This is a genomic window from Reinekea sp., from assembly GCF_982785585.1.
On the sequence record NZ_CEYAVF010000001.1, the window covers coordinates 51,423 to 69,442 of the forward strand.

At 52.4% G+C, this 18,020-nt stretch carries 18 protein-coding genes; 7 read left to right on the forward strand and 11 right to left on the reverse strand.

From position 1 onward, the window contains the following. Window positions 1-16: 16 nt before the first annotated feature. The 6 genes from AC4FIC_RS00250 to AC4FIC_RS00275 all read right to left on the reverse strand — a co-directional run bounded on the left by AC4FIC_RS00250 (window position 17) and on the right by AC4FIC_RS00275 (window position 3,866). A complete protein-coding gene (locus AC4FIC_RS00250; RefSeq protein ID WP_100258627.1) occupies window positions 17-649 on the reverse strand; it encodes a UPF0149 family protein in 633 nt (210 codons plus the stop codon). Next, a complete protein-coding gene (locus AC4FIC_RS00255) occupies window positions 646-948 on the reverse strand; it encodes a DUF1244 domain-containing protein (protein ID WP_100258628.1) in 303 nt (100 codons plus the stop codon). The genes AC4FIC_RS00250 and AC4FIC_RS00255 overlap by 4 nt, the downstream gene beginning before the upstream one ends. Before the next feature lie 4 nt (window positions 949-952). Next, window positions 953-1,336 carry a translation initiation factor Sui1 gene (locus AC4FIC_RS00260; protein WP_100258629.1) on the reverse strand — a complete coding sequence of 128 codons (384 nt, stop codon included), beginning with the start codon at window positions 1,334-1,336 and terminating at the stop codon, window positions 953-955. A 52-nt stretch (window positions 1,337-1,388) separates the two neighbouring features. Then, a complete protein-coding gene (gene bamJ / locus AC4FIC_RS00265; RefSeq protein ID WP_100258630.1) occupies window positions 1,389-2,009 on the reverse strand; it encodes a BamJ family beta-barrel-assembly machinery protein in 621 nt (206 codons plus the stop codon). A gap of 68 nt (window positions 2,010-2,077) precedes the next feature. Continuing rightward, the gene (locus AC4FIC_RS00270) at window positions 2,078-2,722 is read right to left on the reverse strand and encodes a DsbA family oxidoreductase (protein ID WP_100258631.1); all 645 of its coding nucleotides are present in this window, start codon (window positions 2,720-2,722) and stop codon (window positions 2,078-2,080) included. A gap of 163 nt (window positions 2,723-2,885) precedes the next feature. Then, on the reverse strand, window positions 2,886-3,866 hold the full coding sequence (locus AC4FIC_RS00275; protein WP_100258632.1) for an NAD(P)/FAD-dependent oxidoreductase: 981 nt from the start codon (window positions 3,864-3,866) through the stop codon (window positions 2,886-2,888). A 119-nt stretch (window positions 3,867-3,985) separates the two neighbouring features. Between AC4FIC_RS00275 and ribA the strand changes: the two genes are divergently transcribed. Beyond that, window positions 3,986-4,609 (forward strand): GTP cyclohydrolase II, encoded by a 624-nt coding sequence (gene ribA, locus AC4FIC_RS00280; protein ID WP_273285089.1) that lies wholly within the window; start codon window positions 3,986-3,988, stop codon window positions 4,607-4,609. 77 nt (window positions 4,610-4,686) lie between these two features. Further along, the gene (locus tag AC4FIC_RS00285) at window positions 4,687-5,619 is read left to right on the forward strand and encodes an alpha/beta fold hydrolase (RefSeq protein WP_100258634.1); all 933 of its coding nucleotides are present in this window, start codon (window positions 4,687-4,689) and stop codon (window positions 5,617-5,619) included. A 67-nt stretch (window positions 5,620-5,686) separates the two neighbouring features. On the opposite strand, the gene AC4FIC_RS00290 is transcribed toward AC4FIC_RS00285, so the two are convergent. Further along, a complete protein-coding gene (locus AC4FIC_RS00290; RefSeq protein ID WP_273285088.1) occupies window positions 5,687-6,190 on the reverse strand; it encodes a hypothetical protein in 504 nt (167 codons plus the stop codon). 405 nt (window positions 6,191-6,595) lie between these two features. Here AC4FIC_RS00290 and AC4FIC_RS00295 point away from each other — a divergent pair, with 405 nt between their 5' ends. After that, complete coding sequence (locus AC4FIC_RS00295) at window positions 6,596-7,051, forward strand: c-type cytochrome (protein ID WP_100258636.1); 456 nt, start codon at window positions 6,596-6,598, stop codon at window positions 7,049-7,051. A 12-nt stretch (window positions 7,052-7,063) separates the two neighbouring features. Here the strand turns inward: AC4FIC_RS00295 and mnmE are convergent, their stop codons facing one another. From mnmE to rpmH, 4 genes are all read right to left on the reverse strand, one after another. After that, the gene (mnmE, locus tag AC4FIC_RS00300) at window positions 7,064-8,425 is read right to left on the reverse strand and encodes a tRNA uridine-5-carboxymethylaminomethyl(34) synthesis GTPase MnmE (protein WP_100258637.1); all 1,362 of its coding nucleotides are present in this window, start codon (window positions 8,423-8,425) and stop codon (window positions 7,064-7,066) included. A 117-nt stretch (window positions 8,426-8,542) separates the two neighbouring features. Continuing rightward, entirely contained in the window at window positions 8,543-10,225 is a 1,683-nt protein-coding gene (gene yidC / locus AC4FIC_RS00305; RefSeq protein WP_100258638.1) for a membrane protein insertase YidC, read from the reverse strand. 160 nt (window positions 10,226-10,385) lie between these two features. Beyond that, complete coding sequence (gene rnpA, locus AC4FIC_RS00310) at window positions 10,386-10,751, reverse strand: ribonuclease P protein component (protein WP_100258639.1); 366 nt, start codon at window positions 10,749-10,751, stop codon at window positions 10,386-10,388. 24 nt (window positions 10,752-10,775) lie between these two features. Continuing rightward, entirely contained in the window at window positions 10,776-10,910 is a 135-nt protein-coding gene (gene rpmH / locus AC4FIC_RS00315; RefSeq protein WP_100258640.1) for a 50S ribosomal protein L34, read from the reverse strand. Between the two features lie 950 nt (window positions 10,911-11,860). Here rpmH and dnaA point away from each other — a divergent pair. From dnaA to gyrB, 4 genes are read left to right on the forward strand one after another with little or no spacing between them, the layout of a single operon-like run. After that, window positions 11,861-13,333 carry a chromosomal replication initiator protein DnaA gene (gene dnaA / locus AC4FIC_RS00320; RefSeq protein ID WP_273285083.1) on the forward strand — a complete coding sequence of 491 codons (1,473 nt, stop codon included), beginning with the start codon at window positions 11,861-11,863 and terminating at the stop codon, window positions 13,331-13,333. Between the two features lie 25 nt (window positions 13,334-13,358). Further along, on the forward strand, window positions 13,359-14,465 hold the full coding sequence (gene dnaN, locus AC4FIC_RS00325) for a DNA polymerase III subunit beta (RefSeq protein ID WP_193437329.1): 1,107 nt from the start codon (window positions 13,359-13,361) through the stop codon (window positions 14,463-14,465). Between the two features lie 21 nt (window positions 14,466-14,486). Next, a complete protein-coding gene (gene recF, locus AC4FIC_RS00330) occupies window positions 14,487-15,587 on the forward strand; it encodes a DNA replication/repair protein RecF (protein WP_100255604.1) in 1,101 nt (366 codons plus the stop codon). Further along, entirely contained in the window at window positions 15,580-17,997 is a 2,418-nt protein-coding gene (gyrB, locus tag AC4FIC_RS00335; RefSeq protein ID WP_100255605.1) for a DNA topoisomerase (ATP-hydrolyzing) subunit B, read from the forward strand. The genes recF and gyrB overlap by 8 nt, the downstream gene beginning before the upstream one ends. Window positions 17,998-18,020 lie beyond the last annotated feature (23 nt).

Below are 18,020 nucleotides of genomic sequence, written 5' to 3' on the forward strand. Positions count from 1 at the left end.
AGATCCGCGCCATGGCCTAGTGAGCGGTACCGCGTTCAGAGTCCAACGCCATGCCCAAGCGCACGTGCAGGTCGGCAGCCTTAGGCAGATTATTCAGCACCTGTTCCGCTAATTGATCGGGCCGCATCGGCGACTTGCGCGCCGAGAGATAGAGCTTAGCGTTTTCGGTACTGGCAAAAAACTTCAGGGCAAAGACCTGTGACGTCAATTCAGTGCGCAATTCCTCCGGGATGGAGGCCGACCAGATGGTCGAGATCCGCCGATAACCCACTTCAAAGCCATGGCTGAAGCTGTTGAGCGCGCTGGCCGGTTTCAGCGCGGCAAGCGGGTCGGTCTCGCTTGGTAGTGCATATTGATGCTGCGCCATGCGCGCCAAACTGTGCACCTGATAAGAAATCAATAGGTTGACCGCAGCCGCTGGCGCTTCCCCTGTGATCTGAATCAGGGGTAATAGATCACTCAGCCATTCACTGGGCGACACCTTGGCCGGCACGCTGTTGATGGCAAAAAGATAGCCGTCTATCGATTCGATATTGGGCATCAACTCACTGCGCGCGACTCGATCCTGCTGCTTAAGTTGGATGAACCGTGCAGTTAAATCATCGAGCGCGACGCGATAACTAACGCTCTTGGCCCATTGCTCGGTCATGTTTGATCTCCGCCACGATCTGACGGCTGGGTTGCTGTGCCCTCGTCTGAGGCCGGGCTCTGGTGTAAGGCTTTCCAATCGGCGTAAGGCATGCCATAGATATACTCTCGAGCCGCCTCCTTATCGATCTGGTGGCCGCGTTCTTGCGCCGCCGCAGCGTACCATTTGGCCAGGCAGTTACGACAAAACCCGGCCAGGTTCATCAGGTCGATGTTCTGCACGGCCTTGTTCTGGTCCAAATGAGCGACCAGTCGGCGAAAGGCAGCGGCTTCAAGTTCTATCTGAGTTTGTTTATCCATGCGCTTATCCACCCGATTTTTTTACTCGGTAACCCTTGGTTGTTAGCGTTTCCAGGAGCAGGTCCCGGAAATCGCCCTGTATTTCGATAACACCGTCTTTTACGGTGCCACCGGTACCGCATCTGGCCTTGAGTTCTTTGGCCAAGAGCTTTAACTCGGTCGGTGTTGCGAGCACGCCCTTGATCAGCGTCACGCCCTTACCCTTGCGGCCTTTGGTTTCCCGATGCAGACGCACTATACCGTCACCGTCGGGGCGGATCTCATTACCGCAACTGCAGGCCCCTACGGGCTGGTCGCAGTCCGGACAGATCTTGCCACTTTCGGTACTGTAAACTCGCGCGCTGGGACTGAACAAGGCGTCCAGTCCGGTTTTTTGTTTCTGTGCCATATTAAAATCCGATGCGCCGGCGTCAGCTAAGGCTGAAACCGGCTAACGCCGATCAAACGATCGCGAGCATTTCGACTTCAAAAACCAGCGCCTGATAAGGCCCGATTGCACCGCCGGCACCTTGCGCGCCGTAGGCGAGCTGATGGGGAATGCAGAGCTTCCACTTATCACCCGGTACCATCAACTGCAGCGCTTCGGTCCAACCCGCAATCACGCCATTAACGGCAAATTCGATCGGCTCGCCACGTTGCACCGAGCTGTCAAAGACTTCGCCATTGATCAGGGTACCATGATAATGCACCTTAACTTTTGAGGTTGGCAACGGCTTCACACCGCTGGCATCGCCGGCACTGATCACTTCGTATTGCAGACCTGATTCGGTCACCGTTACCGCATCACGTGCAGCATTTTCGGTTAAAAACACCTCACCGTCGCCGGCCAATGCCTGCTCTTTTTCGGCTTGGGCACTGGTTAAGCGCTCACGAATGACATCGTAGGCATTTTGCATATCGATACTGCTGACCGGATCGGCGACCTGATTGAATGCCTCTAACACGCCTTGCGTGACTGCGGCTATATCCAGGCCGTCGAACGGCTGCTCTAAAAGTTGGCCACCCATCTGGCGACCGATACCGTAGCTGACGCGTAATTCCGGCGTATCATAGTTAGACATAATTTGCTTCTTCCTTAGTGAGGTGGTGTTAAAAGTGGGCAGTGTACCACAGGGCTCTGTGCATGCACTTAGGCGCCGCTTGTTTCGGCCTGAATTTGCGCTAGGGCCTGGCGGAACGCAGCCACAGGCTGGCCGCCGCTGATACTATATTGGTCGTTAATAATAAAGGTCGGTACGGCGGATATACCCAACTGCCGCATGCGCTGTTGCTCGCCTAGGACCAGGTCCCGGTAGTCATCGCCGGCGAGTATTTCAGACGCTCGATCCCGTGTTAGTCCCACCTGCTCGACCAGTGTTAATAGGGTATCGCGGTCGTTGAGGCGCTTATTGTCGGTGAAATGGGCACTAAAGAGGGCCATCTGCAACTCGCTTTGCTTGTCGTGCTCTTGGGCCCAAGCCAATAATCGATGGCAATCAAAACTGTTTATCATGATGCCATCGTCGGCGAAGTTAAAGCTGAAGCCTGCCTTAGCGCCCAATTCGCTAATATGCGTCCGATTTGAGTCGCTTTGCTCGGCCGTCATGCCATACTTTTCAAGCAGATGTTCGCGCATATTTTGGCCTGCGATCGGCATTTGCGGATTTAATTCGAAGGGCTGCCAACTGATTTCGGCGCGTAATTTCGGTTCCAGCGCTGCTAAGGCCTGGGTTAGGTTTTTATAGCCGATAACACACCAAGGGCACATCACGTCGGACACTATTTCAATTTTCATCTCGGCTGCCTCAAAGATTTCAACGACTTTGGGCGCAACAGCTGTTGCGCCCTACCCCATGGCAATGGCACCAGTTCGAGCGACTTCAAGGCCCTGAGCAGATTTAATGCTCGAGCACAGAACCGATCAGAGTCTCAATGGTGAGCACGGCAAGATCGGACGGCTAGGCAAACTCGTCTAATAAGATCGTCGCCAAGCGGTGGGCGCTGATCCAGGCCGCCTCAATCCGATTGCCTTGGGTCCAATCGCCGGCCAGGCCGATGCGACTGGCCGGATGCCATTGTTGAATCGGCTCCAGCGTGGTGGCTTGGGCATAGAGCCAACGGTGGCTGAATGATTGATGGATCTCGGGCAGGGTGGCATTGGTTAAGCGCTCCAATACCTCGACTACCTGCTGTTGCAGCAATTCAGGCGACGCATCGAGGTGGTTTGCGCTCCACTGAGCGGTAAAATGCATCACCCAGGTTTCGTGCTGTTGCGGCCGATCTGGCTTGGCTGAATCGCGCGCGGCCCAGCCGACAATCCCATCTTTAACAAAGACCGCATCGGCTTCGATACCCGTTGTTTCAGCAAACGCTATGGCGACGGCCCAAGTGGGTGTCATGTTCTGGCTATCGAGCTCGGCGGCGCCGATCACCTCAGCAGGCAATAAGGCTTGGGATTGGGCCAGCGGTGCGGTCAAAATTACCGCATCAAAACGGCCATAATGCTCGCCATGCTCGTCCCATAACCGCCACCGATCGCCATCGGCCTCGAGACGATCAATCCGAGTTTGCCGATAGAGCGGAATGCCTTCGGCTAATCCGTGCACCATGGCATTCATGTTCGGCGTACCGACAAAACGCTCTCGTTTATCCGGTGATGGACTCAACTGCTCGCGCGTCAAGCGCCAAGGTGTGACGGCCCAGGGCTTAACCCAACCGCGCTGCAGCCAACGGCCTACTTCGGCCTGAAAGGCGGCGGAGCTAGCGGTAAAGTACTGCGCTCCGTGATCCGCCTGCCAGTGTTCAAGGCGTCGGGTGGCCAACCGCCCACCCAAACCGCGACTCTTTTCAAATACGACACAGGTGTGGCCAGCCTCTATAAGCTGATGGGCCAGGCTAATACCCGCTAGACCCGCACCAATAACTGCAAATTCTGCCATCTTCGCCTCCCTAGGTTGCGTTGCCGCCAATAAATTTAAGCAAATAATGAGAAGAAGTTCAGGCTTTAATACACTAAAGTTGCACCTATATACTTATCTTTGTTACTTTTGGATTTTTCATGCCCGTTACCCTACGTACAAGCGTGCCAATACCCCTAACCGATCAAGCTATCGCAACTCATTTCGTGAGTTTTTCAGGCTTTAGCGACGGCAAGGAACACATTGCCATTATCTATGGTGCGCCCGAAGAGCAGGATACGCCACTGGTTCGCATTCATTCCGAATGTCTAACCGGCGACGTCTTTGGTTCACAACGCTGCGATTGCGGCGAACAATTACAGGAAGCCCAGCGCTTGATGGCCGTCCAAGGTGGCGTCGTGCTCTACCTGCGTCAAGAGGGACGTGGCATTGGCCTGTACAACAAGCTCGATGCCTATGACTTACAGGATCAGGGCATGGACACCTACCAGGCCAATGAGCAGCTTGGCTTTGACCACGACCAACGCAACTTTGCCCCTGCCGTGGAGATGTTAGCGGCCCTGGGTTTGAAGCGCATCCGATTGCTGTCGAACAATCCGCATAAGGCCGATGAGTTGTTGGCCGCGGGGATCGAAATCAGCGAACGAGTGGATACCGGTGTCTATGTCAATCAACATAACGCCGGTTATCTAAAAGCCAAGGTCGATCAGCAGGCGCATCGAATCAAGCTGCCGAAATCGGCAAAGTCTGTGGATAGCCAGTAGGATAACCATAGTATATATATTGAATAAGCTGTGGATGACTGTGGATAAGTTCGATACATCACAATGGCAGGTACTCTATGCAATACCTTGAAGAATTCCTTTCCACGCCCGATGGGCATGATATTCCGATTCGCCTTTGGCGCCCCCGAAGCACCCGTCATATATTGATCATTGCCCACGGCATGGCGGAGTATTGTGAACGCTATGCGCCCTTGGCCGAATGGCTGACCGAGTCGGATATAGCCGTAATAGCGCTAAACCATCGGGGCCATGGCATGGATTGCGACGACGCTAAACTCGGCTATTTTGCCGATCATCGAGGCTGGACACGGGTAGTTGATGATTTGCATCAAGCGGTTTGTTTTGCCAAGGCGCAGATCCCCGATTGTCCTATTACCCTGCTCGGACACAGCATGGGATCCTTTATCGGCCAAAGTTATCTACAGGCCTATGGCGATTCGGTGAGCCAGGTTATTTTTAGTGCAAGTAATCGAGTCGACCGTCCCAAGCTGCTGATCTCCCAGGCATTGATCGCTGTGATCGCAGCGCTGAAGGGCCGTCGTGCAACCAGTGGTCTAGTCGACTTCCTCAGCTTTGGTCAGTTCAATCGCCCGTTTCGACCCAATCGCACCGCGAGCGATTGGCTCAGTCGGGACGCCGAGCAGGTTGATGCCTATATCGATGATCCCTATTGCGGCTTTTCCTGTTCTCTGGGGCTATGGCAGGATTTTATCGGCGGCATGCTCACGCTGCAACCGGCGGGCTGGCCGAGCACGGTACCGATTCACCTATTGTCGGGCGGTGCTGACCCCGTTGGTGAGTTCGGTCGAGGCATTGAGCGCTTCGCCGGCCAACTGCGCCGCGCTGAGCGGCGGTTGGTGAGCTATAAACTCTATCCCGAGGCGCGCCATGAGATTATCAATGAGACCAATGCCGACGAAGTCTGGGAAGATATTCGCGCTCTGGTCTTGCATGGCCGGCTGAGCGACGCGCCAGAGCACTCAAACTAAACCGCTAAAAGGCATCTCGACTAGGGCATATCCTGCCCTAGGCTGGCCATTATTCTAGCCGCGGTGGCTATTTTTTATTGCCCAGAGCGCGTGCAATTAGCATTACTATCCCCACCAGAATCAACAGATAGGTCAAGCCAGAACAGGCCCATTTGATCATAGAGAACACTGAGGCCAGCTGCGCGTTAGATGACGCAATCAGGCCATCGGCCAGGTACTGCTTGGCTATCACCGCCAGCTGATAATTTTCCAGCCAATCGAACAACACCTGATTCAAGGGCAACAGGTTCAGCAGACCAGTTTTATGGGCCAAGGGTTTGAATAAAACCGACACCCAGACCACATACATTAGGCCGTAGGTTAGGCCAAAAAGTGTATCCCAAATCTGATTAAAACGGATGTAGGCCTCGATCATGTTGTCGCTGCGCGCGGCCAGAAACTCCCTAATGTCGGCCTGATCGAAACCGAACGACGTCCCGAGCGATTTTATCGTGCTACCGGTCACTTCAAAGCCTGTGGCTTTGGCTAACATAACCAGCAGGAGGTAGGCCAAAAACAGGGCGGTAACCAAAAGACCTATCTTAACGTTGGCTTTATGGTAAAAAAACTCCGATAAGCCTTTGATTAATAATGGGGTCTTTTTTGACCTCCTCTGTGTTGCTCGCGCTAACATTTTTGCTTCGCCCCGTCGTCGATAGCCTTGCCATTCTCATGAGTCCGTCGTCAAATAAAGTTCGACAGCTGTCGCTTGAATTAGCGCGGCTCTAATTTGTATATGGTCTTGATTATGCCGCTTGGGTCTGCCGATGCAAGCGACTCTATGTTTAATGTCTGTATTCATCGTGACCGGGGTACTTGAAGACAAATACTGGCCACCAATGACTGGAATTGTTATCCATGAATTTGCCTCTAGACTTATGGGTGCTTAAGCAAACAACGCTGTCTTTAACCACTTAACCGGAGCGGGTGATCAACCATGAAACGTAAACAAACGCTTTTTCTGTGCCTTGGCGCAGCCCTCATTACCACGGCCCTTGCGGGAGACTTTGACCGCGAGATCAAGGCGCGCCAGTCCTTTATGCAAGTCCTAGCCTACAACAACGGCCTGTTAGCCAATATGGTGCGCGGGAAAGTACCCTATGATGCCGAATTGGCCCAAACCGCCGCGCTGAATCTGAAATTGGCTGCGCAGATGAACATGAGCTCGGTCTGGGTGGTCGGTTCGGATATGAGCGTTGCCGGTAACGACACCAAGACCAAACCAGAACTTTGGTCGACCTGGCCTAAGGCCGGCAGCTATTTAACTGATCTGGGCAATGCCAGTGCGCTCTTAGATGGCGTGGCGGGAATGGGCTTGGAGCAGATGAAGGCAGCCTTTAGCGACGTTGGTAAGGCCTGCTCGGCCTGTCACAAAGATTTTCGCGCCAAGTAGGCGGCAAAAGGGCTATTTGCCAATACAGAAGCTACTGAAGATTCGTCCCAGCAAGTCGTCGGGACTGAATTCACCGGTGATCTCATTGAGCGCATTCTGTGCAAAGCGCAGATCCTCGGCGAGCAATTCCCCTGCGGCCGGCCCAAGCAGTTGGGCCAAGCCAGAGTCGAGCGCGGCTTCGGCCACGGCCAAGGCATCCAGATGGCGCCGACGCGCGATAAAACCGGACTCGTGGTTACCGGTGAAGCCCATCAGCTGTTTTAGATGACTGCGCAAGGCCTCGATCCCTTCGCCCTGCTGCACCGAGAGGCGCAAAACCGGCGGCTCGGACGCGGTAAAGCCGGCCGTCTCGCCAGTCTTATCGATCTTGTTACGCACCACGGTGATATTTTGCCGATCAACCAGACGATGCATCAGATCGGGCCAAATCTGGTCAGGTTCGGTGCCGGCCGATTCACTGGCGTCGACCAACAGCAAAATACGGTCGGCGTTTTCAATTTCCGTCCAGGCTCGCGCCACGCCAATGCGTTCTATCGCGTCGGGGGTATCGCGCAGACCTGCGGTATCGATTATATGTAGGGGCATCCCGTCTAGATGAATGGGTTCCTTGAGAACATCACGGGTGGTGCCGGCTACCTCGGTCACAATGGCCCGATCGTGGCCGGCCAAGGCGTTGAGCAGACTGGATTTTCCGGCGTTTGGCCGACCGGCAAGCACTACCGTCATGCCTTCACGCATCAGGCTACCCTGATTCGCCGTCGCCACGACGGTCGCAAGTTGGGCCATTATGCCGCGTAAATCGCCCTCTACCTTGCCGTCGGAGAGAAAGTCGATCTCCTCTTCGGGAAAGTCGATCGCGGCCTCAACATAGATGCGCAATTGAATTAACTGTTCCACCAGACGGTGAACAGCCTTGGAAAAGTCACCCTGCAACGATCGAACGGCCGATCGAGCCGCCTCGCGAGAACTGGCGTCAATCAGATCGGCGATCGCCTCCGCCTGGGTCAGGTCGATCTTATCATTGAGGAACGCCCGCTCCGAGAACTCTCCCGGCCGGGCCAAGCGACAACCAAGGCGCACCAGCTGTTCGAGCAGCATCTCGAGTATCACCGGACCACCGTGACCCTGCAGTTCTAAAACGTCTTCACCGGTAAAGGAATGCGGGCCAGGAAAGAATAGCGCGATACCGCTGTCAATCACCTGCTGTAGGTCGTCATAGAAGGGGCCGTAATGGGCATAGCGAGGCTTAGGCTCGAGCTGTAACAGGCCTGTTGCCAGGTCCCGCGCCTTGGCACCGGAAATACGAATGATGCCAACACCGCCGCGCCCAGGCGGCGTGGCGACGGCGACAATGGTTTCACTCGAATGATACATATGGTTGACCCCGATGTGACCCTGTGGTGAGGGATGGATAGATTAACGCTACACAATGCAAAAAGGCAGAGCAAGCTCTGCCTTTCCCATGGCCGATGGACTCAAAGAGACGGTTCGTTAGGCTTTATTTTTCTGGATAAGTTTATCCTGAACAAGCTTGGCATCGGCACGCGCCACACTCTTGTTTACCATGTGTTGCTGGGTGATGGTCGACAGGTTGTTAATAAACCAGTAGAGGGTCAAACCCGCCGGGAACCACAAAAACATAAAGGTAAACATCACCGGCATAAACTTCATGATCTTAGCCTGCATCGGGTCCATCGACGGCTGCTGCTGCATCTGCATCTGCACGAACATCGAGCCGCCCATCAGCAACGGTAGGACAAAGAACGGATCCTTAATCGATAGATCGACGATCCAGAACATAAAGGGCGATTGGCGCAGTTCGACCGACTCCATTAAGACCCAATAGAGCGCGATAAAGACCGGCATCTGCACCAACATCGGCAAACAACCACCAAGCGGATTAAGCTTTTCTTTCTGATAAAGCTTCATCGTTTCCTGACTCATGCGAGCCCGGTCGTCGCCGTAGAGCTCCCGCAGCTCCTGGATTTTCGGCGTAAACTTACGCATCTTCGCCATTGATCGGTATGAGGCCGAGGTGAGCGGGTAGAGCAACAGTTTTAACAGCAACGTCATCAGTACGATGGACCAGCCCCAGTTGCCTACCAAGCCGTGAATAAACTGCATTAATTTAAAGATGGGTTGAGCGATCCACCATAACCAGCCGTAGTCGACCGTTTTTTCCAAGTTTTTGGCCACAACAATAAGCGAATCTTGGTCTTTTGGACCAACATAAAGACCCGCATTGGCCTGCGCGGTCTCGCCCGGTGCGATCACCAGGGTTGGCGCCTTAAAGCCAGCATAGTAGAGGCCATTACCACCTTGCTCACCATAAAAACCATTGGTGTCATTGGCGCCGGGCACCCATGCAGTTAAGAAATAATGTTGGATAATCGCGACCCAGCCGCCCGTGCTGGTATTGGTGTATTTTTCTTTCTCTAAATCTTTAAAGGATACTTTTTCGTAGGCCGACTCCACCGTGGAGAAAGTCGTACCTAGGTAGGAATTCATACCGATGCCGCCCATACTGCTTGGATCTTCCGACTTATCACGCCGTAACTGGGCAAACATATTTGTCGATAAGGTTCGTGTGCTGTTGTTGGTCAGTTCAAAGCGCAGACCAATCAGGTAGCTGCCTTGGGTAAAGGTGAACACCTTGTCCACGCTGAGACCGGAATCTGCAACATGGCTCAAACGGACTTCGAGTTGACTACCATTGAGATCGAAACGATCCTGCTTGGCGGTGTAGCGGGCACGCGCCTTGGTATCGATGCCATCTGCCCCGACTAAACCGCTCTGGGCATTATAGGTCCGGTCACCATATTCCAATATTTTAAACGGGCTGTCGGGGGTTTCGAGACTCGCTGGATACTGCGGCAGTGCGGCTAAGATAACGTCGCCACCGTTCAGATCGATAATAACGTTCAGAGTGTCGGTAAATACCCTAACCTGGTTGCCAGTGGAAACCGGTTGATCAGCTACACGGCTGTCCGTTTCGGTATCAACATTACCAGCAGGCACGTCGCTAGCACCTAAGCTTGGTGTTACAGCGCTTGCAGCTACCGAGGTTTCCTGAGCAACCGGCCTGGTATTAGAATAATCATTCGACCAAGTAAAAATCATCAAATAAGAGACAATTGCGAGGCCTGCAATTAAGGTAATTCGGCGTACATCCATAATAAATCAGTTCCAGTTAGATTGGATAACGGGCAAAAACTCGTTTGAGCCGTTTTATGCAGGAAAAAACGGCGAAATACTACCTGTCAGCGGCCCGAGATGCCAGTTCTATTCATCAAAGTAAAGATTAAGCTAGGTTTAGCAGGGTGGTGGGGTGGTTTTAGCAGGCGCTGGCGCGTTTCTTTAACTTGCTAAACTGCTTGTTCAGCAACTGGTAAATCTCAATATTGGTGCTCTTATCGAGGCCTTTCCGACCCATAAAAACGATATCGAGATTCGGTAACTCGTGCTGGTGCAAGCGCAAGTAATCCCGAGCGATGCGCTTTATGCGATTTCGTTCGACTGCGCGTTTGATATTCTTCTTCGAAATAATAAATCCAAGACGAGGTTGGTCTTGTTTATTAAAACGCGCAAGCAGCAGGCAGAGGTCGGATGGCGCCTTGACGTCAACCTGGTCGAATACGGTTCGGAAGTCGGCGGCTGTCAACAAACGCAGCGTACGCGGGTATCCGAACGATATTGGCACTTCTGTCTGGACAGGCAGCAGTGTTTAAGCGCTCAGCAGAGCACGACCGCGTGCACGGCGACGGGCGATTAACTTACGGCCGTTCTTGGTTGCCATGCGAGCACGAAAACCGTGACTGCGCGCGCGCTTCAGATTGCTTGGTTGAAATGTACGTTTCATGTTCCGGTCTCTCTTCAGTTGCAGCAGCAAGTGTGCAACATGGGTTTGGTGTCATCAGACGTAGCTAGGCGCGGCTAATGACCTGAAATTTGGATGGGCGATTCTAATGATTTTCTGTACTCAAATCAACGGTGTTTTTTTAAACAACGCTATTTGTTTTCTCATGGTTGGTTTTGTCTTGAGTTGGGTTCTGACCTTTTCGATGTTTAAACAGGGTTTCATAAGTAAGTTAATATTATATATATATATGTTTATTGTTATTTGTTGTTACTTATTGAGTGCGCCTTTTTCTGGGGTTATGTCAAAAAAATACTTTAAAAACAATAACTTACGACAATGACAAGCGCGTGGTGTATCGGTCGATAGGCTGCGAACAAGGGGCGCTTAAGCTGTGTATAAAAGAGCTACTTATCCACAGCCTAAGAGGCTAATTGTTATCCACACCTTTAGTCACAGGCTTATACCCCTGGTTGCCCACAGCCTAATTTTACAATAATCCAGCGTTAAAAGGCCTATTGGCAGCGTTTTAGGTGCCCGGAAAAAGTGCTATAGATCTGCTTTTTCAGTCTTTTAAGGGTGGTAGGTGGATCGATTTGCACCTTAAGCCGCGTCGATCAGCGTTTATGCATCTACAAATTAGTACCTTTTGCCAAGGCAAGGGTCTGCTTGTTAGTCACTAGAGGAGTGCGATCAGGGTTTAAATGGCGTAAAGCACACCTTAGCTTTGGCCTATTTGATCCGATTATTACGCCAACATATTTTGTTACCCCGGGGCTTGGAAGCTTGGGTCGTTGCGCAGCGCCGATGACGATCCAGTTAGACCGGTCTCGCCCCAATAGGCCAAGGCCCTGAATAAAAGGGCCCAAACGGGGAAATGAGTCAAAATCAGGGTAGCGGCGCCTCATTGGGTCAGTTAAAATGATCGGCCGTTTGGTATTTTCGGAGTGCTTGTGCAGGACGCGTTATGGCAGCAATGCTTAGAACAGCTACGCAGTGAGTTGCCGTCTCATCAGTTCAATACATGGTTAAAACCTCTGTCAGTTTCTACGGAAACCAACGGCCTATTACTGTCTGCACCAAACAGATTTATTGCCAATTGGGTCAGGGATAAGTATCTCGAACGGATCGAGACCTTAGCCAGTTCTTATGGGATCCAAGGCGCCGTCAGTATTGATGTTCAGACCAGTAGCACTGGGCGCGCCCAGGGAGTCGCCAGCAGCAGCAATTCGACTCGTAACGAACGTCGGTCGGAGTCGAGCGACAGTGCTCGAGCTCCGGCCTTAGAATACCCAAGCCTCCTGACCCCGGCTGTCGCCGACCGGGTCGAGGTCGACCCGCGTACGAGATCGACCGAAGTCCTCGAGGTCCAAACAACAGGGGCCAAACGGGGTCGGATCAAGGTCCAGAGTTACCTCAACCGGTCCTTTACCTTTAAGTCGTTTGTTGAGGGTAAGTCTAACCAATTGGCTTTAGCGGCGAGCCAACAGGTGGCCGAGAATGCTGGAGGCGCCTACAACCCGCTATTTATTTACGGGGGCGTCGGTTTGGGCAAGACCCACCTGATGCAGGCCATTGGTAACGAAATTCTTGAACAAAACCCTGCGGCGAAAGTGGTTTATCTGCACTCGGAACGCTTCGTGGCCGATATGGTTAAGGCCCTGCAATTAAATGCGATGGCAGAATTTAAACGATTCTATCGCTCACTTGATGCCCTGTTGATCGATGATATCCAGTTTTTTGCCAAGAAAGACCGGTCCCAGGAAGAGTTTTTCCATACCTTTAATGCCTTGCTGGAAGGCAACCAGCAGGTCATCTTAACCTGCGATCGTTTTCCGAAAGAGATAGACGGTCTAGAAGACCGGTTGAAGTCTCGTTTTGGATGGGGTTTAACCGTAGCCGTTGAGCCCCCCGATCTGGAGACTCGGGTAGCGATCCTGCTAAAAAAGGCAGAGGAGGCCAAGATAAAATTGCCGGCTGATGCCGCCTTTTTTATTGCCCAGCGTATCCGCTCAAATGTTCGCGAGTTGGAAGGGGCACTGAAGCGGGTGATTGCCAATTCGCAGTTTACCGGCTCCGCCATTAACGCGGCCTTTGTTAAGGAGTCCTTGAAAGATCTGCTTGCCCTGCAGGACAAGCAAGTCAGCGTGGACAATATTCAACGCACCGTGGCAGAATATTTTAAAATTAAGATCTCCGATCTCCACAGCAAGCGTCGCAGCCGCAGCATTGCCAGGCCACGCCAGGTTGCGATGGCACTGGCAAAAGAGCTGACCCAGCATAGTTTGCCAGAGATTGGCGAGGCTTTTGGTGGTCGAGATCACACCACCGTGCTGCACGCTTGTCGTAAAGTAAAAGAATTACGTGAAACCAATCAAGATATACGCGAAGATTATAGCAATCTCCTTAGAACTCTGACCACCTGATGACCGGATGGATAACTGCCTCATGATTCAATTTTCTCTGGCACGTGAACAGCTACTGAAACCCCTTCAACTGGTGAGTGGCGTGGTTGAAAAACGCCAAACGCTCGCCGTTTTATCTAACGTCCTCTTAGAGGTCGAAGGCACTCAACTTTCGCTTACAGGAACCGATCTGGAAGTGGAATTGGTTGGACGGGTAGCCTTATCGGAACCGGCGACAGAAGGTTTAATTACCGTGCCGGCGAAAAAATTCCTCGATATCGTTCGGTCTTTGCCGGATGACGCGATCATTAGTGTGCACCAACAGGACGATAAGGTGATGGTGACCAGTGGTCGCAGTAAGTTTACCCTGTCCTGTTTGTCTGCCGGCGAGTTTCCCAATGTCGAGCAAGACAGTGGCAGTGATGACTATGAGATGCCGCAAAAGGTCTTAGCCCAGCTGATCGGTGCCACGGCCTTTGCTATGGCCCAGCAAGACGTGCGCTATTACCTAAATGGTATGTCACTGGAATTAAACCAGTCAATGGTTCGCACCGTGTCGACCGACGGTCACCGTCTGGCCATGAGTTCTCGCCATGTCGAGGGTCTCAATGTGCCCGAGCGCAAGCAGGTCATCGTGCCGCGTAAAGGTATCTTAGAACTGAATCGTTTGCTTGCTGATGATCAGCAAATGGTTCAGCTGTATATAGGCGCGACTCATCTGCGTGCAACCACAGCCGATTTCAGCTTCACCACTAAGCTAGTCGATGGCAAATTCCCCGATTACGATCGGGTGATTCCACGCGGTGGCGATAAGGAGATGGTCGGTGATCGGCAGGTCATGAAGGCAATCTTCAGTCGCGCAGCGATCTTGTCCAACGAGAAGTACCGTGGCGTGCGCATGACCCTAAGCCAGGGCAATCTGGTGGTCAAGGCCAACAACCCCGAGCAGGAAGAGGCTGAGGTGGCAGTAGAGGTCGATTACGATGGACCGGATCTGGAAGTGGGCTTTAACGTCAGTTACCTATTGGATGTGATGAATGTGATTCAGGGTGATCAGGTGCGGTTTATTCTCGCGGATGCCAACTCAAGCGCCTTGCTGACCGATTTTGATGATGACGCATCGGCCTATGTCGTCATGCCGATGCGGCTTTAGGAGCCGGACGGCGTGGCTTAGGTGTCAATCGAAAACCTATCGCTGAGCGGAATTCGCAATCTGCAGGAATCCCAACTCAGCTTGGGGGCGGGCGTCAATGTCTTCTATGGCGACAATGGCGCGGGCAAGACCTCACTCCTAGAAGCTATCCATCTGTTAGCGATGGCCCGCTCATTCAAGGCTTCTCGGACTCGCACCGTAGTTGGTGACCAGTCTGAGGAGCTGCTTATTTCGGCCACCGTGGCCGGAGTAGGTCGTTTGGCTGTGCGCCGCACTTTAAAGGGTCAAAGTCAGATTCGTCTTAACGGCACCTCCCTAACAACGCTCGCCGAATTGGTGCATCTATTGCCGTTGCAACTGATCCATGCGGACAGTTTCGCATTACTCGAAGGCAATCCAGGAGATCGTCGGCAATTTCTCGACTGGGGGGTTTTCCACCAGTTTCCGAGCTTTCACACCGATTGGCAGAAGTTGCAGAAAAGCCTTAAAAACCGGAATTCTCTGCTCCGTTCTGGTAGACTGAACCGCTCTGAGTTGGACGTTTGGGAGCGGGAATACCTAACCGCAGCGGATCGAATAGATGACGACCGTAAGCGCTATTTAGAAGGCTTTGTGCCCTGCTTTCACACGGTACTGAGCCAGCTTATCGACTTGCCGGCCTTGCGAATCCATTATTTTCGCGGCTGGGACAAGGATCGGCCCTTAACCGATGTTCTCGAGCATCAGCGTGCGCGTGATAGCAAGCTGGGTTACACCCAGTCAGGCCCGCAGCGGGCCGATATGCGCATTAAGATCGGTAAGGTTAATGCCGCCGATCTCTTGTCTCGAGGTCAGCAAAAGCTGGTTGTCTGCGCGTTGAAAATTGCACAGAGTCTTTATTTACAGACACAGCAGGCACTGCCAACAGTTTTTTTAATCGATGATTTGCCCTCAGAGTTGGATCATCATCATATTCAGAAGTTAGGGGCCCTTATGGAGGGACTGCAAACCCAGGTATTTATGACCTGTGTCGATCCCAGCCCATTAAAGACTTTTTGGAAAAATCCTGACCGAATTAATATGTTCCACGTGGAACATGGTCAGATCAGGCAAGCGACGGATTTTGGAGATCAGCATGAGTGACAATTACGATTCCTCCAGTATTAAAGTACTGAAAGGATTGGATGCCGTTAGAAAAAGACCGGGTATGTATATCGGCGATACAGATGATGGCACCGGTTTGCATCATATGGTCTTCGAAGTTGTCGACAACTCCATCGATGAGGCTTTAGCGGGTCATTGCAGCGAGATCACCATTACCATTCATCCTAATGAGTCGGTGAGTGTTGAGGACAATGGTCGAGGTATTCCAACCGAGCCGATGCTCGAGGAAGGCGGCCTATCCGCAGCAGAAGTCATTTTAACGGTCTTGCATGCTGGCGGAAAATTCGATGACAACTCCTACAAGGTCTCTGGTGGCCTTCACGGCGTGGGCGTCTCTGTTGTTAACGCGCTCTCATCGGAATTGAAGTTGCTGATTCGCCGTCAAGGTAAGTTGCATGAACAGCATTACCGCCATGGCGTCGCGGTAGAGCCACTGAGAGTTGTTGGCGATGCCGAAGGCAGTGGCACCACGATCACCTTCAAGCCGTCCGGCGAGACCTTTGCTAACATCCTGTTTTCATTTGATATTCTGGCCAAGCGTTTGCGCGAGCTAAGCTTCCTTAACTCCGGTGTATCGATTCGGCTGAAGGATGAGCGCTCTGGCAACGATGAATTGTTCCATCACGAAGGTGGTCTGAGTGCCTTTGTGGCATATCTCAATCAAAATAAGACAACCATTAACGATGTATTCCATTTTGCCTACGAGCGACCGGAAGACTCAATCGTGGTCGAGGTGGCCCTGCAGTGGAACGATACCTATCAGGAAAATCTCTACTGCTTTACCAACAACATCCCCCAGCGCGACGGAGGTACCCATTTGGCGGGCTTTCGAGCCGCGTTGACGCGTACCCTGAATAACTATATTCAGGCTGAAAATCTGCTCAAGAAGCACAAGGTCGCGACCGGCGGAGACGATGCCCGAGAAGGTTTAACGGCCATTATTTCAGTCAAAGTACCGGACCCCAAGTTCAGTTCGCAAACCAAAGACAAGTTGGTCTCCTCGGAAGTCAAGTCCGCAGTGGAGCAAGAGATGTCTCGGGTGTTTGCGGAATACCTTATGGAACATCCTAACGAGGCGAAGATCATCGTCGGTAAGATGATCGATGCCGCCCGAGCCCGTGAAGCTGCCCGTAAGGCTCGTGATATGACCCGGCGTAAGGGCGCGCTCGATATAGCGGGTCTGCCGGGTAAGCTGGCCGATTGCCAAGAAAAGGATCCAGCTCTATCTGAGCTCTATTTGGTGGAAGGTGACTCGGCGGGTGGCTCTGCCAAGCAGGGGCGCGATCGTCGCACCCAGGCGATCTTGCCGCTTAAGGGCAAGATCCTTAACGTGGAAAAGGCCCGTTTCGATAAGATGCTGCAATCGCAAGAGGTAGGTACGCTGATCATCGCCTTGGGTTGTGGCATTGGTCGGGAAGAGTTCAATATCGATAAGTTGCGTTATCATAATATTATTATCATGACCGATGCCGATGTCGATGGTTCCCACATTCGCACCCTGTTATTGACCTTCTTCTTTCGTCAATTGCCTGAGTTGATTGAAAACGGTTATGTCTATATTGCCCAGCCACCACTGTATAAGATTAAACGTGGCAAACAAGAGAGCTATCTCAAAGACGAGAAAGCGTTAGAAGTTTATCTTATGGCTCAAGCGCTTGAAAACACCGCGCTCTTTACTGATCCGAGCGCGCCTGGTATCGGCGGTGTTCAGTTAGAGTCTCTTGTGAAGCAATACCAAGATGTACTGCTGCGTATTGAGAAGATGAGCCGGGTGTATCCGAAGCCTATACTGGAACAGTTAATCTATATGCCGGCCCTGACGCTGGAGATGCTGAGCAATCAGGAACAGGTGGCCGCATGGGTCGACGAGATGAACGAACGCTTTGTCGAAGCCCTATCGGGTGCCGCGGTCTATCAGATATTCGTTACCGAAGACAAGGAACGCCACATTTGGCTGCCTAAGGTTCAGATGACAGCCCACGGCCTAAACACCGACTACACCCTGTCCTATACTTTTTTCGATAGCCAGGAATACACTGCGGTTGTCGCGCTCGGAGCCATCTTGCAAGGCTTGATTGAAGAAGGTGCTTATGTTCAGCGCAATGAAAAGAAACGTGAGGTCGCCAACTTCGAAGAAGTTATTGCTTGGTTAATGACCGAAGCTCGGCGTGGTTACCAGATTCAGCGCTATAAGGGTCTGGGCGAAATGAATCCGGGTCAGTTGTGGGAAACTACCATGGATCCTCAGGCGCGTCGCATGCTCAAGGTAACCATTGAGGATGCCATCGCTGCGGATCAAATCTTCACCACTCTGATGGGCGACGATGTCGAACCGCGTCGAGCCTTTATCGAGGCCAATGCCCTGTCGGTTGCTAACCTAGACTACTAGTGCTGACTTTCGTCGGCCAGGAC

What these genes read in the sequence shown, in the direction of transcription:
- AC4FIC_RS00250 (WP_100258627.1), bottom strand. Translation starts at nt 649, where the DNA reads ATGACCGAGCAATGGGCCAAGAGCGTTAGTTATCGCGTCGCGCTCGAT.
- AC4FIC_RS00255 (WP_100258628.1), bottom strand. Translation starts at nt 948, where the DNA reads ATGGATAAACAAACTCAGATAGAACTTGAAGCCGCTGCCTTTCGCCGA.
- AC4FIC_RS00260 (WP_100258629.1), bottom strand. Translation starts at nt 1,336, where the DNA reads ATGGCACAGAAACAAAAAACCGGACTGGACGCCTTGTTCAGTCCCAGC.
- bamJ (WP_100258630.1), bottom strand. Translation starts at nt 2,009, where the DNA reads ATGTCTAACTATGATACGCCGGAATTACGCGTCAGCTACGGTATCGGT.
- AC4FIC_RS00270 (WP_100258631.1), bottom strand. Translation starts at nt 2,722, where the DNA reads ATGAAAATTGAAATAGTGTCCGACGTGATGTGCCCTTGGTGTGTTATC.
- AC4FIC_RS00275 (WP_100258632.1), bottom strand. Translation starts at nt 3,866, where the DNA reads ATGGCAGAATTTGCAGTTATTGGTGCGGGTCTAGCGGGTATTAGCCTG.
- ribA (WP_273285089.1), top strand. Translation starts at nt 3,986, where the DNA reads ATGCCCGTTACCCTACGTACAAGCGTGCCAATACCCCTAACCGATCAA.
- AC4FIC_RS00285 (WP_100258634.1), top strand. Translation starts at nt 4,687, where the DNA reads ATGCAATACCTTGAAGAATTCCTTTCCACGCCCGATGGGCATGATATT.
- AC4FIC_RS00295 (WP_100258636.1), top strand. Translation starts at nt 6,596, where the DNA reads ATGAAACGTAAACAAACGCTTTTTCTGTGCCTTGGCGCAGCCCTCATT.
- mnmE (WP_100258637.1), bottom strand. Translation starts at nt 8,425, where the DNA reads ATGTATCATTCGAGTGAAACCATTGTCGCCGTCGCCACGCCGCCTGGG.
- yidC (WP_100258638.1), bottom strand. Translation starts at nt 10,225, where the DNA reads ATGGATGTACGCCGAATTACCTTAATTGCAGGCCTCGCAATTGTCTCT.
- rpmH (WP_100258640.1), bottom strand. Translation starts at nt 10,910, where the DNA reads ATGAAACGTACATTTCAACCAAGCAATCTGAAGCGCGCGCGCAGTCAC.
- gyrB (WP_100255605.1), top strand. Translation starts at nt 15,580, where the DNA reads ATGAGTGACAATTACGATTCCTCCAGTATTAAAGTACTGAAAGGATTG.